At 40.1% G+C, this 15,500-nt stretch carries 17 protein-coding genes; 14 read left to right on the forward strand and 3 right to left on the reverse strand.

The window, feature by feature from the left end; genetic code table 11:
• Window positions 1-31: 31 nt before the first annotated feature.
• The 7 genes from ACFSVN_RS04225 to ACFSVN_RS04255 all read left to right on the forward strand — a co-directional run bounded on the left by ACFSVN_RS04225 (window position 32) and on the right by ACFSVN_RS04255 (window position 5,505).
• Window positions 32-2,278: a RelA/SpoT family protein gene (locus ACFSVN_RS04225; RefSeq protein ID WP_390299098.1), complete on the forward strand. Its 2,247-nt coding sequence runs from the start codon at window positions 32-34 to the stop codon at window positions 2,276-2,278.
• A 170-nt stretch (window positions 2,279-2,448) separates the two neighbouring features.
• Complete coding sequence (locus tag ACFSVN_RS04230) at window positions 2,449-2,769, forward strand: HU family DNA-binding protein (protein WP_390299101.1); 321 nt, start codon at window positions 2,449-2,451, stop codon at window positions 2,767-2,769.
• 15 nt (window positions 2,770-2,784) lie between these two features.
• Window positions 2,785-3,210, forward strand: a complete 426-nt coding sequence (ruvX, locus tag ACFSVN_RS04235; protein WP_390299104.1) for a Holliday junction resolvase RuvX — start codon at window positions 2,785-2,787, stop codon at window positions 3,208-3,210.
• A 3-nt stretch (window positions 3,211-3,213) separates the two neighbouring features.
• The gene (def, locus tag ACFSVN_RS04240; protein ID WP_390299107.1) at window positions 3,214-3,777 is read left to right on the forward strand and encodes a peptide deformylase; all 564 of its coding nucleotides are present in this window, start codon (window positions 3,214-3,216) and stop codon (window positions 3,775-3,777) included.
• Between the two features lies 1 nt (window position 3,778).
• On the forward strand, window positions 3,779-4,693 hold the full coding sequence (gene fmt, locus ACFSVN_RS04245; protein ID WP_390299109.1) for a methionyl-tRNA formyltransferase: 915 nt from the start codon (window positions 3,779-3,781) through the stop codon (window positions 4,691-4,693).
• Between the two features lie 120 nt (window positions 4,694-4,813).
• Window positions 4,814-5,245 (forward strand): ankyrin repeat domain-containing protein, encoded by a 432-nt coding sequence (locus ACFSVN_RS04250; protein ID WP_390299112.1) that lies wholly within the window; start codon window positions 4,814-4,816, stop codon window positions 5,243-5,245.
• Window positions 5,209-5,505: an ankyrin repeat domain-containing protein gene (locus ACFSVN_RS04255; protein WP_390299115.1), complete on the forward strand. Its 297-nt coding sequence runs from the start codon at window positions 5,209-5,211 to the stop codon at window positions 5,503-5,505. Before ACFSVN_RS04250 ends, ACFSVN_RS04255 begins: the two co-directional genes overlap by 37 nt.
• A 91-nt stretch (window positions 5,506-5,596) precedes the next feature.
• On the opposite strand, the gene pruA is transcribed toward ACFSVN_RS04255, so the two are convergent.
• The gene (gene pruA / locus ACFSVN_RS04260; protein ID WP_390299118.1) at window positions 5,597-7,213 is read right to left on the reverse strand and encodes an L-glutamate gamma-semialdehyde dehydrogenase; all 1,617 of its coding nucleotides are present in this window, start codon (window positions 7,211-7,213) and stop codon (window positions 5,597-5,599) included.
• 227 nt (window positions 7,214-7,440) lie between these two features.
• Between pruA and gap the strand changes: the two genes are divergently transcribed.
• Together gap and ACFSVN_RS04270 are read left to right on the forward strand one after the other, a co-directional pair.
• On the forward strand, window positions 7,441-8,442 hold the full coding sequence (gene gap / locus ACFSVN_RS04265; protein ID WP_390299121.1) for a type I glyceraldehyde-3-phosphate dehydrogenase: 1,002 nt from the start codon (window positions 7,441-7,443) through the stop codon (window positions 8,440-8,442).
• Between the two features lie 134 nt (window positions 8,443-8,576).
• On the forward strand, window positions 8,577-9,470 hold the full coding sequence (locus ACFSVN_RS04270; RefSeq protein WP_390299124.1) for a M20/M25/M40 family metallo-hydrolase: 894 nt from the start codon (window positions 8,577-8,579) through the stop codon (window positions 9,468-9,470).
• Window positions 9,471-9,551: 81 nt separating this feature from the next.
• Here ACFSVN_RS04270 and ACFSVN_RS04275 read toward each other — a convergent pair whose 3' ends face one another.
• Together ACFSVN_RS04275 and ACFSVN_RS04280 are read right to left on the reverse strand one after the other, a co-directional pair.
• Window positions 9,552-9,722 (reverse strand): YegP family protein, encoded by a 171-nt coding sequence (locus ACFSVN_RS04275; RefSeq protein WP_390299127.1) that lies wholly within the window; start codon window positions 9,720-9,722, stop codon window positions 9,552-9,554.
• An 84-nt stretch (window positions 9,723-9,806) separates the two neighbouring features.
• Window positions 9,807-10,226: an OsmC family protein gene (locus ACFSVN_RS04280; protein WP_390299130.1), complete on the reverse strand. Its 420-nt coding sequence runs from the start codon at window positions 10,224-10,226 to the stop codon at window positions 9,807-9,809.
• A 316-nt stretch (window positions 10,227-10,542) separates the two neighbouring features.
• On the opposite strand from ACFSVN_RS04280, the gene hisG reads away from it, so the two are divergent.
• From hisG to hisH, 5 genes are read left to right on the forward strand one after another with little or no spacing between them, the layout of a single operon-like run.
• The gene (hisG, locus tag ACFSVN_RS04285; protein ID WP_390299133.1) at window positions 10,543-11,424 is read left to right on the forward strand and encodes an ATP phosphoribosyltransferase; all 882 of its coding nucleotides are present in this window, start codon (window positions 10,543-10,545) and stop codon (window positions 11,422-11,424) included.
• A gap of 46 nt (window positions 11,425-11,470) precedes the next feature.
• Window positions 11,471-12,757: a histidinol dehydrogenase gene (gene hisD / locus ACFSVN_RS04290; RefSeq protein ID WP_390299136.1), complete on the forward strand. Its 1,287-nt coding sequence runs from the start codon at window positions 11,471-11,473 to the stop codon at window positions 12,755-12,757.
• Window positions 12,758-12,806: 49 nt separating this feature from the next.
• The gene (gene hisC / locus ACFSVN_RS04295) at window positions 12,807-13,868 is read left to right on the forward strand and encodes a histidinol-phosphate transaminase (RefSeq protein ID WP_390299139.1); all 1,062 of its coding nucleotides are present in this window, start codon (window positions 12,807-12,809) and stop codon (window positions 13,866-13,868) included.
• A gap of 38 nt (window positions 13,869-13,906) precedes the next feature.
• On the forward strand, window positions 13,907-14,791 hold the full coding sequence (hisB, locus tag ACFSVN_RS04300) for an imidazoleglycerol-phosphate dehydratase HisB (RefSeq protein ID WP_390299142.1): 885 nt from the start codon (window positions 13,907-13,909) through the stop codon (window positions 14,789-14,791).
• Window positions 14,792-14,798: 7 nt separating this feature from the next.
• Window positions 14,799-15,410, forward strand: coding sequence for an imidazole glycerol phosphate synthase subunit HisH (gene hisH / locus ACFSVN_RS04305; RefSeq protein WP_390299145.1), 612 nt, complete (start codon window positions 14,799-14,801; stop codon window positions 15,408-15,410).
• The last annotated feature ends 90 nt before the right edge of the window (window positions 15,411-15,500 follow it).

A 15,500-nucleotide genomic window follows, 5' to 3' on the forward strand; every position in this document is an offset into this window, starting at 1 on the left:
AAGTACTTTTAGGGAGATAAAAAGTAAAGAAATGAGCAGAGTTGCTTCCATAGATAAATATGACCTGAAAGGGTATAAGTTGAAAAAAGCTCAGAAAGAAGACCTGAAGCTTTTGCTTGAAGTATGCCGGGAGTATATAAATGATGTTGATGAAGAAGCTATAACAAACGCTTTCAAGCTTTGCTATCTATCCCATGAGGATATGAAACGGGCTTCAGGAGAGCCCTATTATTATCACCCGGTAGAAGTAGCGAAGATCGTTGCCAGTGAGATCAATATCGATGATGTGTCAGTGATCGCATCTTTATTACATGATACCGTTGAAGATACGGATGTAAACCTGGATGATATCCGCTATTGGTTTGGAGAAGAAGTAGCTGTTATTATTGATGGTGTTACAAAGATAACCGGAGTTTTTAAAAGCCGTGACAGTAAGCAGGCTGAAGCCTTTATGAAGTTGTTGCTTACTATGGCAGAAGATATTCGGGTGGTGCTTATTAAGTTCGCGGATCGGCTTCACAATATGCGAACCATTCAGCACCTGAAGCGAGAGAAGCAGGTTAAGATCGCTTCAGAAACTATGGACTTATATGCTCCCTTGGCTCATAGGTTTGGGTTGTTTAGGATTAAGAATGAATTAGAAGATCTTTGTTTCAAAGCAATAGACCCTACTTCATATAAATTTGTAGCCCGGAAACTCAGGGAGAAAAAAGAAGATCGAGAAGAATTCATAAACGAATTCATGGACCCTATCAAAAATGAGCTGGGTAAAATGAATTTTAAGTTTGAGATAAAGGGGAGGCCAAAGCACATTTTTTCGATCTATCGGAAGATGCAGCGGCAACAAAAACCATTTGAAGAAATTTATGACCTCTTCGCCATTCGCATCATACTAGAAGATCCCCATAATAAGGAGGATTGCTGGAGAGTTTATTCTATCATCACCGACTGGTATACACCAATCCCTGAACGATTCAGAGATTTTATTTCCGTACCCAAAGCAAATGGATATCAGTCTCTTCACACTACTGTGATCACTAATAAAGGACGAAAGGTCGAAGTTCAGATCCGTACTCGCAGAATGGATGATATTGCTGAAAAAGGACTGGCAGCACATTGGAAATATAAAGAAGGTGCACAACAAGGTTCCGAAACTTTAGACAAATTTGTGAGTTGGGTTCGAGATGTGTTGGATAATCCGCGTCCGGATGCAGCTACCGATTTCGTGAAAGACTTTCAATTGAACCTTTATAAGGATGAGATATACGTATTTACTCCTAATGGTGAATTGAAAACACTTCCCCGTGAAGCTACACCTATTGATTTTGCATTTGAGATCCACAGTGAAATTGGCGAACGGGCCATGGCTGCTAAAGTTAATGGCAAAATGGTACCTCTACGACAAAAATTGCATAATGGAGACCAGGTTGAGATCATTACCAGTAATAAGATCAATCTTAATCCGGACTGGATAGATGACGTGGTCACTCATAAAGCGAAGTCAAGGATCCGTCAGTTTATAAAACAGAAGCAACGTAAAGTTGCTGAGGAAGGCCGGGAAATTTGGGACAAAAGAGCAAAGAAAGGAAGTATAGAAATTTCGGAGCAAGAGCTGAACAAGTTTGCCAAGAGATTCAATTATGAATCTACGCAGGAGTTATTTTTTGATATCGGCTCAGGTGTTTTCAGTGTAAATGAGTTGTTTAAGGAGGTTAAGAAGTTCAAAAGCACCGGGCGGATCGAGGAAGAAGAATCTGCGGCAGTTAACCCGATCACTCAGGAGGAAATTCAAGATAAATATATTAATGCAGCCCGATCTGTTGGGGACGGGAAAGCTCTTTTTATTAATGGTGAATTGAGTAACATCAAGTATTCCTATGCGAATTGCTGTAACCCTATTCCTGGTGATGAGGTAATAGGATTCATAAGTCGCACAGGCGATATAAAGATCCATCGGGCTATGTGTAACAATGCTCAACATCTTCTGAAAACAGAAACAGAACGTATTGTTGATGTAAGCTGGGCTAAGAATTTAGATACAAAGTTCCTTGGTGCTATTAAAGTTATTGGTGGCGACAGGGTTGGAATGATCAATGATATCACGGATGTTCTTTCGAAGTCGCTGGAAACAAATATGAAGAGTATAAACGTAAGCAGCGACAGCGGTATGTTTGAAGGTATAATTACTCTTTATGTTGATGGGATCTCCCATTTGAATCGGATCATGAAGAAGCTTGAAAAAATAGAAGGGGTAAAGAACGTACTTCGCTATGAATGAGAAATCTAATTAAGATTAGGTAGATTTTTTATAAACTTATCTTTACAATAACGAATATTTATTCGTTTTAGGCCAAAAAGCTTATGTAAGAATAAGTTGCGAATAATAAGGAAGGACAAAAAACAACAATGCTATAGGGTAAAATAGCATGTAATAAAATCACCAAAACTATGATGACATATACAAAACGAGATGTTGTACGTCGGGTTGCAGAATCAATGGATGAACCCATGATTCAGGCTGAGCCTTGGGTTGATGCTGTAATTGTAGCTTTAAGAGAGATCATGATGTCTGCAGATACTGAATGTCGTATCGAGATCCGTGACTTTGGAGTATTTGAGGTTAAAGAGACCAAGGCCAAGCCTAAAGCTCGAAACCCAAAGACCAATGAAGTGATCTATGTTCCAGCACATAGAAAAACTCATTTCAAGCCAAGTAAATTAATGAAGAAGTTTTTACGCCAGCCTTTGGAAGACGTAAAGAAGAAATAAATATAAGTTGAACTCTTGCAGGAATATGCTAGGCTGATCGGTATTGATGTTGGGAAAAAACGTGTTGGGATCGCTCAAACGGACCTTTTAAAGACGATTGCGACTCCCGTTGGAACATTTTCACCGGAAGAGGTGTTTACTGAGATCAAAAAAATAAACGATCAATTTCCTGTTGAAAAATTTGTGATAGGCTGGCCTTTATCTCTAAGTGGAGAAGAAGGTTCAGCTACACAAATGGTTGAAAAATTTATCAAAAAGCTGCGCAATTATTTCCCAGATATTGAAATTGTTAAAATTGACGAACGGTATACTTCAAACCAAGCACGTACCCTGATGGTTGAAGCCGGAATACCCCAAAAAAAGAGAAAAGAAAAGGGAAGAGTAGACCGGATAGCCGCAGCTATAATTCTACAAAACTATTTAGATTCGAATTCAGATTAAAATATGCCCATACTTCCTATTGTAACCTACAACGACCCTGTTTTACTTAAAAAAGCAGAAGAAATAGAAGAAGACAGCCCCGAGCTTCAAACTCTAATCGATAATATGCTGGAGACCATGTATAATGCCGATGGAGTCGGTTTGGCTGCCCCTCAGATCGGACGTTCCATAAAACTTTTTGTTATGGATACTGATGCCATGATAGAAGATGGCGAGGTTCCATACGGACCTATGGTATTCATTAATCCACTTATCCTTGAAAAAAGAGGAAACAAAGTTCCATTGGAAGAAGGATGCTTGAGTATTCCTGAGGTTAATGACAAGGTTTTCAGACCTGAAACAGTGGTAATAGAGTTTTTTGACCGTGACTTTAACAAGCATAGACTTGAAGCCGGTGGCTGGACCTCACGTGTTATTCAGCATGAGTACGATCATCTGGAAGGAATTCTGTTTTTAGATTATCTGAGTGCATTCAAAAAAAGACTTCATAAAAAAGAACTTGAAGAAATAGACTCAGGTAATAAAAAAGTAAAATACCCCATCGTCCCTAAACAGAAAAGCGAGTAGTATGAACATTGTATTTATGGGTTCTCCTGAGTTTGCTATCCCAAGTTTGGAGCAAATTCATGGCTCCGAACATACCATAAAAGCAGTAGTCAGTAACGTTGATAAGAGAAGAGGGAGGGGCTCTAAAACATCTCCTACTCCTGTTAAAGCAAAAGCCCTTGAACTCGGCCTCACGGTTATTGAAGTGGAAGATTTCGAATCTCCAGAGTTTATTGAGCAACTTAGAGCGTTGGAAGCTGATCTTTTTGTAGTGGTGGCATTCAGGATCCTGCCTGCTTCCGTGTTGGAAATTCCTCGTATCGGTTCTGTTAATTTGCACGCTTCACTATTGCCGAAATATAGGGGAGCTGCTCCTATTCACTGGGCTATAATAAATGGAGAGAAGGAAACGGGCTGTACAGTATTTTTCCTGGATGAGAAAGTAGATACGGGTAATATCCTCCTTCAGGAAAGCATTTCTATCGGAAAGAATGAAACCACCGGACAGCTTTATGAAAGACTTAGGCAAAAAGGGGCTGACCTTCTCCTTCGTTCTATAGATGAAATAGAATCTCAAGAATATACTCTGATAGAACAGAATGATTTATTAGCCACTCCGGCTCCAAAATTATTCAAGAACGATTGCCACCTCGATTTCGATAGATCAGCAGAAGAAATTCATAATAAAATACGTGGTTTGAGTCCATTTCCCACAGCATGGGCTAATTGGAATGGGGAGAAACTTAATATATACAAATCAGCTTTAGGCCCTGATATTGAAATATCTAATGGCTTGTTGGCAGAGAGAAATGGTGCATTATTGGTTGGTTGTGAAAACGGTACCGTAGAGCTATTAGAAATTCAGTTACCGGGTAAAAAAAGAATGACCGGCGCAGAATTTATAAATGGATATGAAGTACAAGGAAGCCTTTCCTGAAATAAGATCCCTAATCTTCCTCACTATTTACAAATCGAAAATTTATTCAAGAATTAGTTTGAGATATACGTTCCGTTTTTTATCATCACGCCAACAATAACGGTAAAAAATACTTATACCATGGAGCAACCAGCAATTATTGAGGCGGCCAGGTCAGGCAACATAGATGAAGTCAAAACGCTTTTAAAAGGCAAGAGTGATATCGATGAGACCAATAAAAGCGGAGCTTCTGCACTTATAGTAGCAGCTGAAAAAGATCATGCAGATATTGTGAAATTCCTGGTTGATAAAGGAGCAGACTTAAATATTGAGACCAAGATGGGAGGAACAGCTCTAAATAGAGCTGCTGAAAATGGGAATATTGACCTGCTTAAGTTTCTTATAGAAAAAGGAGTGAAGATCGGAGATCTTTCTTTAATTGCTGCATCAAGAGTAGGTAATTTGGATTCCGTTAAGTTATTGGTTGAAGCTGAGCAGATGTTGATGCTCAACAACGTTGGGGACACACAGCTCTTATGCTGGCGGCGAAAGGTGGTAATACAGACGTTGTAAAATATCTTATAGAAAACGGAGCCAATGTAAAGCTGCGTGATAAGAATGGAGACACTGCCATGATGATAGCAATGGATAATGACCAGGATGATATTGCGCTTATCTTACGTCGTGCAGGGGCAAAAGCAGAAGTAAAGCCTAAGAAAGATACTGCTAGTGTGGCTGAAGATGAGGACGAAGATGATATTGGCGATACTCCTGATGTGGATGATCTTGTAGATGAAGATGAGGCTCCTGATGATGTTGACCTGGATGAATAACTCATAGGTTATAAGCAAGTAATAAAGAACAAAAAAAAAGCCTCGCCCATAAGTTAATGAGCGAGGCTTTACTTTTATTTATTTCTGGCCTTTACTTGTTGGCGAACTCAAATTTTTCAAGGTCGTAATCCACTCCGTCTGCAGGACGCAAAGTTGTAGATTTTGGCTCAAGGAAATATTTAAGATAATCACGTCCGCCTGCTTTGGCATCTGTACCACTTAACTTGAAACCACCGAAGGGCTGAGCACCAACCAATGCACCGGTACATTTACGGTTGATATATAAGTTACCAACCCGATATTCGCGAAGTGCACGATCAATTTTCTTTGGATCGTTTGAGAAGTAAGCACCGGTAAGGGCATAATCAACTCCATTGGCGATCCGCAAAGCATCATCGGTATCTTTAGCTTTGATGAATGCTGTAACAGGTCCGAAGATCTCTTCCTGAGCGATACGGTCATTTTCGTCAATATCTGCAAAAACCGTAGGCTCAATGTAGTATCCTTCATCTTCAGTATCGGCACGTTTTCCACCGGCCATAAGCTTACCTTCTTTTTTCCCGATCTCGATATAGCTCATGATCTTATCAACTGCTTTTTGATTGATCACGGCTCCGGAAATATGATTGTCTTTGGCGTTACCAACAGAAAGAGCCTTAGTTTTTTCAACGACTTTTTCCAACAACTCATCGTAAATTGCCTGATGAGCGATCACACGGGAACTGGCTGAACATTTCTGTCCCTGAAAGCCAAAAGCTCCTTTTACGATCTCTGTAGCTGCAGACTCAAGATCGGCATCTTCATCCACTACAGTTGCATTCTTACCACCTAGTTCACAGACCATACGCTTAAGGAACTTTTGTCCTTCAGCAACTTCAGAGGCAATTTTATTTAGATGTAATCCAACCCCTTTAGATCCGGTGAATGTTATAAATCGTGTATTAGGGTGTTTTGCAAGATTTTCACCTACCTCAATATCACCGCCTGTTACGAAGTTGAAAACACCCGCGGGTAGTCCAACTTCATCAAGGATCTCAGCAAATAGCTGTCCCATTTTTGGAGTATCAGGAGCAGGTTTAGCGACTACCGTATTACCTACTGCAATCGGGGCAATAGCCATTCCCACAAAAATAGCGAACGGGAAGTTCCAGGGGGAGATAGAAACACCGGCGCCGATAGGCATATATATGGTTCTGTTATAATCGCCCCAGGTTTCAGAAAGCACATCCATTCCGTCATCTATACGAAGGGCTTCATGAGCATAGTAATCTATGAAATCAATGGCTTCACAAGTGTCGGCATCGGCCTCAAGATAACTTTTCCCAGCTTCGCTGATCATCCAGGCATTGATCTCAAGACGACGACGGCGAACTACGTCTGCTGCTTTAAAAAGGTACTCAGCTCGTTTTTTTGCAGAAACATGTTGCCAGGTTTCAAAGGCATCCCAGGCTTTATCCAGTGCATCAAAAGCTTGTTCTTTACTTGCCATTTGAAAGGTTCCGATCGTTTCTGAAAGGTCAGAGGGATTTTTACTTTCAAATGTACCGGCATCGCCTTTTACGAACTGGCCATTGATATATAGATCATATTCTTTTCCAAAATTCGATCTTACTTCTTCAAGAGCGTCTTTTTGGGCTTTGTCATTTGTGGGATCGGAAAAGTCAAAATAGGTTTCATTTTTGTACTTTTCTAAAGTTTGGTCTGGCATAGTCTCTTATTTTGAATGAAAAATATTTTAATACATCTCTTAAAGATACATAGAAAAGCGCTCCCAATTCAATGGAAATGAGCAGAACATTCTTATAGAGGTCGAAACATTGAATATCGGGCTGTATAGTGGTAGCTTTAAGGGATACATAAGAACTTTATAGTCGTCTTTTACATTTTATAAAATGTATCCAAAGCGACAAAAATTCAATCAAAACAGGATTAGAAATGGCAAAAATTAAAGTGGGAATTAACGGGTTTGGCCGTATAGGTAGAATGGTGACCCGGTCAATTCTGACAAACCATAAAGATAATATTGAAATTGTTGGAGTAAACGATCTTACTGACACGAAGACTTTGGCTCATCTGTTTAAGTATGATTCAGCCCAAGGCACGTATCCCGGTGATGTTAGAGTGGATGGAAGTAAAATAACAATTGACGGGATGAGTTTTGAAGTTAGTGCGGAGCGTGATCCGGCTAATTTGAAATGGGGTGAACTCGGAGCAGAAATAGTAGTTGAATCCACAGGGTTTTTCCGTGATTCAGCAAGTGCCGGCAAGCATCTGAAAGCTGGTGCCAAAAAAGTGATCATATCAGCACCGGCATCGGGAGACGATATACAAACCATTGTATTGGGTGTGAATGATGAGAAGATCGATAAAGATGTAGAGATCTATTCCAACGCAAGTTGTACCACCAACTGTCTGGCTCCAATGGCAAAAGTACTGGACGACAGTTTTGGGCTTGTTAAAGGATTTATGACAACTATTCACTCTTATACCGGTGATCAAGCATTGGTTGATGGCCCACACAAAGATCTGAGACGTGCACGCGCAGCTGCAGTGAATATAGTGCCAACAACTACAGGTGCTGCTAAAGCAGTAGGACTTGTACTTCCACATCTCGATGGTAAGTTGGATGGCGGTGCAGTTCGCGTTCCTACCGTAACCGGTTCGTTAACAGATTTTACCGTGGTATTGGAAAAAGAAACCACCGAAGAGGAAGTGAATGCTGCTTTCAAAACAGCTGCTGAAGGACCCATGAAAGGGATACTGGAGTATTCTGAAGTTGACTTGGTTTCCAGTGATATTATTGGGAATCCACATTCAAATATCTTTGACAGTCTTTCAACAAAAGTCGATGGAAATTTAGTGAAGATCATTGGTTGGTACGATAACGAAGCAGGCTATTCTGCTCGTACAGCTGATCTGATCACGCGCATTGTCTAAGACAAACTGTACTCATTCATGAAATGAGGCGTAAATTTAAACTCCGGCCCTTAAAAGGACCGGAGTTTTTTATATCTGTTTACTTGTATAACCGAAGTGAACTTCTCACTTTACTATTCAAAAAAATAAATGTCATGAAAAAAATTTCTCTTTTATTACCATTCTTAATATTCCTGACCATAGGATGTGTCTCAGAACAGCAAGAGGTCAAATTAGATACTGATCAGCTCATTAAAGATCTTCAATTTATCTCATCGGATGAGACTGAAGGACGGCGAACAGGGACAGAAGGAAACCGAATAGCGAGAGAGTACCTCGTTGACAGATTTGAGGAAGCAGGTGCTGAACCTTTTCGAGGATCTTTTACTCACGAATTTGAATTTGAAAATCGCGATGGGGAAACAATCAACGGTATAAATGTGATAGGAGAGATCACCGGGAAATCAGATTCCATGATCGTGATAACCGCTCATTATGATCACCTTGGAAAACGTGACTCCCTAATCTTTAATGGTGCCGATGACGACGCTTCCGGGACAGCAGCTTTACTTGCTTACATCGATTATTTCAGCCAGACTCAGCCTAACCATACTTTGGTATTTGCTGCATTTGATGCGGAAGAGATGGGGCTTCAGGGAGCAAGGTCTCTGGCATCAGATTCTGTTTTTCTTGATAAACTCACGATGAATATTAATCTGGATATGATCGCACAAAATGATAAGAATGAGATCTACGCGGTAGGTACTTATCACTATCCTCAGTTCAAACCCACACTGCAGCAAATTGAAACAGAAGGGCTGAATCTGTTATTTGGTCATGATGATCCGGAAAGTGAATTAGATGACTGGACTTATGCTTCTGATCATGGTCCTTTCCATCAGCAGGGCGTTCCGTTTATTTATTTCGGTGTTGATGATCACGAACATTATCATCGGCATACCGATGATTTTGAAACCATTCCTCAGTATTTCTACAAGGCAAGTACTGCATTGATTTTAAATGCAATTATATCTTTCGATCAGCAATAAACCTTTGTTTTTTAGCGATAAATAAAAAAAGCCTTTCCGATTTGGAAAGGCTTTTGAATTTTTAGTTTGAAGAAGCTGAAGTTAAAACTTCCTCAGGTAACTGGTGCATTCCTTACAGTCTTTACCATCTTTTCGAGCTTCTTCTTCGGTCTCGAAACCTTGACTGGAAAAGGCCTCAATATCTCCACTTTTCGAAACACGTCTCCATCTCCATTCGCCTTTAACGTCTTGGTATAATTCACATTTAGCCATAGGTAAGTATCTGATTTATTGTAATTTATTAAACTTTAAAATACCTAATATGTGCTTCTAAAGCAATTTTGGGCGGTTTTTGTTTTATTCGATCACGTAATCGTAGGTGATCTCGGAGCCTTTCTCTAATGCTTTAGATACAGAGCAGTACTTGGTAATTGAAAGTTCAAGCGCACGTTCTACTTTTTTAGGATCCAGATCGCCTTTAAAAATATAGTGCATGTGAATTCCTTTGTACTCTGTATACTGAGCTCCTTCCACATTTTGGCGGTCGCCGTCCACTTCCACTTTCAAGCTTGTTACGTTTTGCTTTTGTTTATCCAGGATGTGGAGTACATCTATAGCACTGCATCCTCCGGCCCCTGCCAGTAATAGCTGCATTGGGGAAAGTCCGCCTTCGAGTCCCCCGATCTCATTATTACCGTCTATACGAATTTTGCCTTTGGTTTCATTTTCTGCTTCAAAATGGAAATCGTTGCCTAACCAGTTTACGTCTATTCTCATGGAATGATTTTTATTGTAGGTATTTTCTAGAAGTTAAGGAAATCAATAATGTTTTTTTGAACGGTATTGATCGAAAATTAATTTTCCACATAGTTAACAAACCTTTAATACAAAATATTGGCACAAAATCTTATAACTACCTATCTTAAACTCGTGAGAAAAAATATCCTACATATCATCCATTTCTATCATGATGTCCATCATGCTCATCACGGACATCATCATATCCACGTGCACTAATTTTGCACCATTTCGTTTCTCTTTTTCTATCTCAATTATCCCTATTTTTTAACTCAACTTATTATTTACCAATATTATGAACCGAACGAAGGACTCTTCAACTTCATTACGTATTGCTATTCAGAAAAGCGGTCGTTTGACCGATAAAACTATTGCATTGCTGGAAGGTATAGGCATTGATTTCGATAATTATAAACGCAACCTCATCGTAAAAACCCGAAACTTTGATGTGGAGTTATTGCTGCTCCGCGATGATGATATTCCTGAATATGTGCAAGATGGCGTCTGCGACCTTGGCTTTGTGGGAGCAAATGAAACCCAGGAAACCGGCGCTGATGTAACTCCTATTCGTGATTTGGGGTACGGCAAATGTAGACTTTCACTGGCAGCGCCTAAAAATGGTTCTATTAAAAAGCCGGAAGATTTTGCAGGTAAAAAAGTGGCGACTAGTTATCCGAATCTGACTCGTAGTTTCTTTAAAGAACGCGGAATTGATATCCAGATCATTGAGATTTCGGGTGCCGTTGAGATTGCTCCACAACTTGAAGTGGCTGATGCTATTGTTGATCTGGTTTCAACAGGAGGAACCTTGCGCGCAAACGGGTTGGTTGAGCTTGATACCATCCTTGAGTCACAGACACAACTCATTCGAACCAACAAAGAGTTATCTCCGGGCAAACAACAGCTGATAGAAAAATTCCTTGTACGAATGGATGGCCATCAGCAGGCAGCTCAAAGCCGGTATATCATGATGAATGCACCGGTTGCTGCAGTAGAAAAGATCAAGGAGATCATTCCTTCTATGAAAAGTCCTACGGTAATGCCTTTGGCTGAAGAAGATATGGTAGCAGTTCATACTGTTATTCCATTGGAAAAATTCTGGAGTGTTATGGAAGAACTGAAAGAAGCCGGAGCTTCTGATATCGTAATGCTTCCGATCGAGAGCATGATCCTGTAGAATATCGAATATTAAAAAAGGAATATTGAAGTATTAACCAAAGGATATGAAAACATATCAATACTCAAATTTATCACCAGAAGAGATCAGAAAGCTTCTCAAGAGGCCCAAGATCGATTTCACATCTATTTTCAAAACGGTTCAACCTATAATAGATGCCGTTGAACATGATGGTGATGAAGCTGTCAAAAAATACACCAATCAGTTTGATGGAGTTCAATTGGATTCGGTGGTTCTCAGGCCTCAAGATATTGAAACAGATTTAGATCCAGAGGTCAGGAAGGCCATAGACACCGCATTTGATAATATCTTTCGGTTCCACAAAGCTCAGCTTTATGAACCTGTTGAAGTAGAAACTATGCCCGGTGTTCGATGTCTGAAGGTCTCAAGACCTATTGAGCGGGTTGGGTTATACGTCCCGGGTGGGACGGCAATATTGCCATCTACTGCAATGATGTTGGCTATACCGGCTATGATCGCAGGCTGTACCACCAAGGTATTAGCTACACCGCCACGAAAAGATGGTTCAGTAGCTCCTGAGATTATCTACATTGCCAAAAAAGCAGGTGTGGATACCATACTATTGGCGGGAGGTGCTCAGGCAGTAGCAGCTATGGCGCTTGGAACTGAATCGGTTCCAAAGGTGGATAAGATATTTGGTCCGGGGAATCAGTATGTCACGGCCGCAAAAATGATCCTTCAAAACTCTGAAGCGCAAATAAGTATTGACATGCCGGCCGGCCCATCAGAGGTTTTGGTAATTGCTGATAAGCAAGCAAAACCTTCTTATGTGGCTGCAGACCTGCTTTCACAGGCAGAGCATGGAAAAGACAGTCAGGTTGTTTTGGTTGCATTAAATGGATTCGACCTGGATAGTTTGAAAGCGGAATTGAAGACACAATTGGCAGAACTTCCCAGAAAAGAAATGGCTGGGAAAGCATTGGAAAATAGCTACACGGTGATCGTAGATTCTATAGAAAGAGCATTTTCTTTTTCAAATCAGTATGCTCCGGAGCATTTGATAGTGAATATAGAACAAGCCGAATCTTACACAGATAAAATTATGAACGCAGGTTCTGTATTTTTAGGGCAACTGACACCGGAAAGTGTAGGTGATTATGCTTCAGGTACAAATCATACCTTGCCAACTTATGGGTACGCCAGGATGTACAGTGGGGTGAACTTGGCTGCTTTCCAAAAATCAGTAACCATGCAATCACTTAATAAAGAAGGATTAAGAAATATCGGTCCGGCCGTTGAAAAGCTCGCTGAATTAGAAGAGCTTCAGGCTCATAAAAATGCGGTAACTTTAAGACTAAATGATTTAGAATAATGGCGCAGGGTAATGTGACCTTTACTTTAAGATCCTAAAAAAGGTATAAATGAAAAAAACGGACATCCAAGACCTTGTTAGGGACAATATATTAGATCTGAAACCTTATCGAAGCGCACGCGATGATTTTGATACCGGAATTTTACTGGATGCCAACGAAAACAGTTTGGGTGCTCCTTTTGACGATGATATGAACCTTAACAGGTACCCTATGCCTTATCAGGAGGAGTTGAGGGATAAGATCGCTGCATTTCGAGGAGTTAATAGGGAAAATGTTTTTGTGGGCGTTGGAAGTGACGAAGCCATTGATCTGTTATTTAGGATTTTTTGCAGACCAGGAAAAGACAGGGTCATTATCAATCCCCCCACTTATGGGATGTATAAAGTATCGGCTAATATTAATGACATAGCAGTTGATGAAGTTTTGCTCACGGAGAGCTTTCAGCTTCAACCCGAACGTATTTTGGAAACTGTTAAACCGGAAACCAAGATCATTTTTATATGTTCACCAAACAATCCTACGGGTAACAGTTTGGATGTCAATGATGTGATAAAAGTGATGGAAGGATTTAATGGAATTGTGGTTGTCGATGAAGCATATATTGATTTCAGCAGACAGGGAAGTCTGGTTAATAATCTCAAGGATTTTGAGAACCTTGTAGTACTTCAAACGATGTCAAAATCATTTGGATTAGCAGGAATACGACTCGGGAAGGCTTTAGCAAGTCCGGAGATCATTTCCTATATGATGAAAGTTAAAGCTCCATATAACGTAAATAAGCTGACCTCAGATACAGCTGCTAAAGCCTTCTTGAACTTAAGTGGTATTACAAAAAATATTCAGTCCATTCTAAAAGAACGGGAACGAGTGATCGGTAAACTGGTTACGTTTTCTCAGGTTGAAAAAGTTTACCCGACTGATGCTAATTTCGTGATGTTCAGAATTCCGGATGCACTCAATGTATATAAAAAGATTGCTGATGAGGGGGTTGTAATTCGCTATAGGGGAAATGAACCCTACTGCGAAAATTGTCTGCGCCTCACTATTGGCACTGAAGTTGAAAACGATCGCTTTTTCTCCGCACTTGAAAAGGTATTGGGAAAAAAGTGAAATATTGAAGCGATGTTTACCTCAAATAATATATCTCTATGTTGATATCAATTAGCAAAAATGCACTTAAAGATCCATCCGGGGAGTTTTTCTTTCGGCAACATACACTTTCTGCTCTAAAGCAGATCAGAGAAAGTGGGCGTGATCTTCATATTGAACAGGACTCAATATCAGTTCAGCAAAAGCAGCTATTGACACAAGAAGGAATTTCATTTTTTGAAGAAGGAGAAGCTGATTTTACAGTTGATGGGGAATATGGTGAGTTAGTTTTGAGTAAAGAGGAGCAGAAACTGTTAAGTGATGAAAACTGGTATCCAATCGTTGATTATATCACAAAAGAGTCTCGAAAAGCCTCCCTTCAAAGAAAGACCAATGAGACGGACATCAGCATTGATATAAATTTAGATGGAACCGGTAATGCAGACATTTCCACCGGGTTGAATTTCTTTGATCATATGTTGGATCAGATCGCCCGTCACGGTCTTGTCGATTTGAAATTAAAGTGTAAGGGGGATCTGGAAGTAGATGAACATCACACCATTGAAGATGTTGCAATAGCCTTGGGTGATGTGATCTCAAAAGTACTTGGAAATAAAAAGGGAATTGAGCGATATGGTTTTGTTTTACCAATGGATGAAGCACAGGCAACTGTAGCTTTAGATCTCTCAGGGAGGCCATATCTTGTTTTTGAAGGAGATTTTAAGAGAGAGTATGTGGGTGATTTTCCCACCGAAATGATAAAGCACTTTTTTTATAGTCTGGCAATGAACTTGAAAGCCACAATTCATGTTAGCTTTGCAGGTGAAAATGACCACCACAAGATCGAAGCCTGCTTTAAGGGTTTTGCCCGGACTTTAAAGATGGCTATAGAACAGAACGGGCGTATCGAAAATCTTGTCCCAAGTTCAAAGGGGACGTTGTAGATTATTTATGATTGCTATTATCAAGTATAAAGCTGGAAACACAGCATCTGTTGCAAATGCATTGGACAGATTAGGTGCACATTATTTTTTCGCTGAAACTCCCGAGGAATTAGAAAGCGCAAAAGCGGTGATATTTCCCGGAGTTGGGCATGCAGGTGCCGCCATGGAATCACTTCGTGAAAAAGGAGTCGATGAATGGCTAAAGAATACCAAGAAGCCTGTATTGGGAATTTGTGTTGGCATGCAGTTAATGTTTGAAACCTCCACAGAAGGGGATACAGTTGGACTTGGCGTAATTCCGGGAGCGTTGAAGAAGTTCGACGAGACGGAAGCAAAAGTACCTCATATGGGTTGGAATAAACTCATAAGCACGGGAAAACACGCAATTCTAAAAAATCTGATCTCAAAAAATTACCTGTATTTTGTACATAGTTATTATGCTCCGGTTGGAGATTATACGTTAGCTACTTGCAACTATATTAATGACTTTTCCGCCATCGTTGCCAAAGACAATTTCATAGGTGTACAATTTCACCCCGAAAAATCAGGGAGTGTTGGTTCTATGATACTGCAAAACTTTTTGGACCTGGTTTATTCTCCTGAGAAGGTAAAGTTGTAACACAATTCTAACCAAGCTCTTCATTTCGTCTTCATCTGCTGTCAGCATTTTCTTTTGACAGATCTTTTGATTAATTACTCGAAAGAAATG

This window comes from Gracilimonas halophila (genome assembly GCF_042684365.1).
GTDB classification, from domain to species: domain Bacteria; phylum Bacteroidota; class Rhodothermia; order Balneolales; family Balneolaceae; genus Gracilimonas; species Gracilimonas halophila.

Excerpts from the sequence above, each read along its gene's own strand:
- ACFSVN_RS04225 (WP_390299098.1), top strand. The coding sequence starts at position 32 with ATGAGCAGAGTTGCTTCCATAGATAAATATGACCTGAAAGGGTATAAG.
- ACFSVN_RS04280 (WP_390299130.1), bottom strand. The coding sequence starts at position 10,226 with ATGAGAATAGACGTAAACTGGTTAGGCAACGATTTCCATTTTGAAGCA.
- ACFSVN_RS04230 (WP_390299101.1), top strand. The coding sequence starts at position 2,449 with ATGATGACATATACAAAACGAGATGTTGTACGTCGGGTTGCAGAATCA.
- hisC (WP_390299139.1), top strand. The coding sequence starts at position 12,807 with ATGAAAAAAACGGACATCCAAGACCTTGTTAGGGACAATATATTAGAT.
- hisD (WP_390299136.1), top strand. The coding sequence starts at position 11,471 with ATGAAAACATATCAATACTCAAATTTATCACCAGAAGAGATCAGAAAG.
- ACFSVN_RS04255 (WP_390299115.1), top strand. The coding sequence starts at position 5,209 with ATGCTGGCGGCGAAAGGTGGTAATACAGACGTTGTAAAATATCTTATA.
- ACFSVN_RS04275 (WP_390299127.1), bottom strand. The coding sequence starts at position 9,722 with ATGGCTAAATGTGAATTATACCAAGACGTTAAAGGCGAATGGAGATGG.
- ACFSVN_RS04250 (WP_390299112.1), top strand. The coding sequence starts at position 4,814 with ATGGAGCAACCAGCAATTATTGAGGCGGCCAGGTCAGGCAACATAGAT.
- def (WP_390299107.1), top strand. The coding sequence starts at position 3,214 with ATGCCCATACTTCCTATTGTAACCTACAACGACCCTGTTTTACTTAAA.
- ACFSVN_RS04270 (WP_390299124.1), top strand. The coding sequence starts at position 8,577 with ATGAAAAAAATTTCTCTTTTATTACCATTCTTAATATTCCTGACCATA.
- hisG (WP_390299133.1), top strand. The coding sequence starts at position 10,543 with ATGAACCGAACGAAGGACTCTTCAACTTCATTACGTATTGCTATTCAG.
- hisB (WP_390299142.1), top strand. The coding sequence starts at position 13,907 with ATGTTGATATCAATTAGCAAAAATGCACTTAAAGATCCATCCGGGGAG.
- pruA (WP_390299118.1), bottom strand. The coding sequence starts at position 7,213 with ATGCCAGACCAAACTTTAGAAAAGTACAAAAATGAAACCTATTTTGAC.
- hisH (WP_390299145.1), top strand. The coding sequence starts at position 14,799 with ATGATTGCTATTATCAAGTATAAAGCTGGAAACACAGCATCTGTTGCA.
- gap (WP_390299121.1), top strand. The coding sequence starts at position 7,441 with ATGGCAAAAATTAAAGTGGGAATTAACGGGTTTGGCCGTATAGGTAGA.
- fmt (WP_390299109.1), top strand. The coding sequence starts at position 3,779 with ATGAACATTGTATTTATGGGTTCTCCTGAGTTTGCTATCCCAAGTTTG.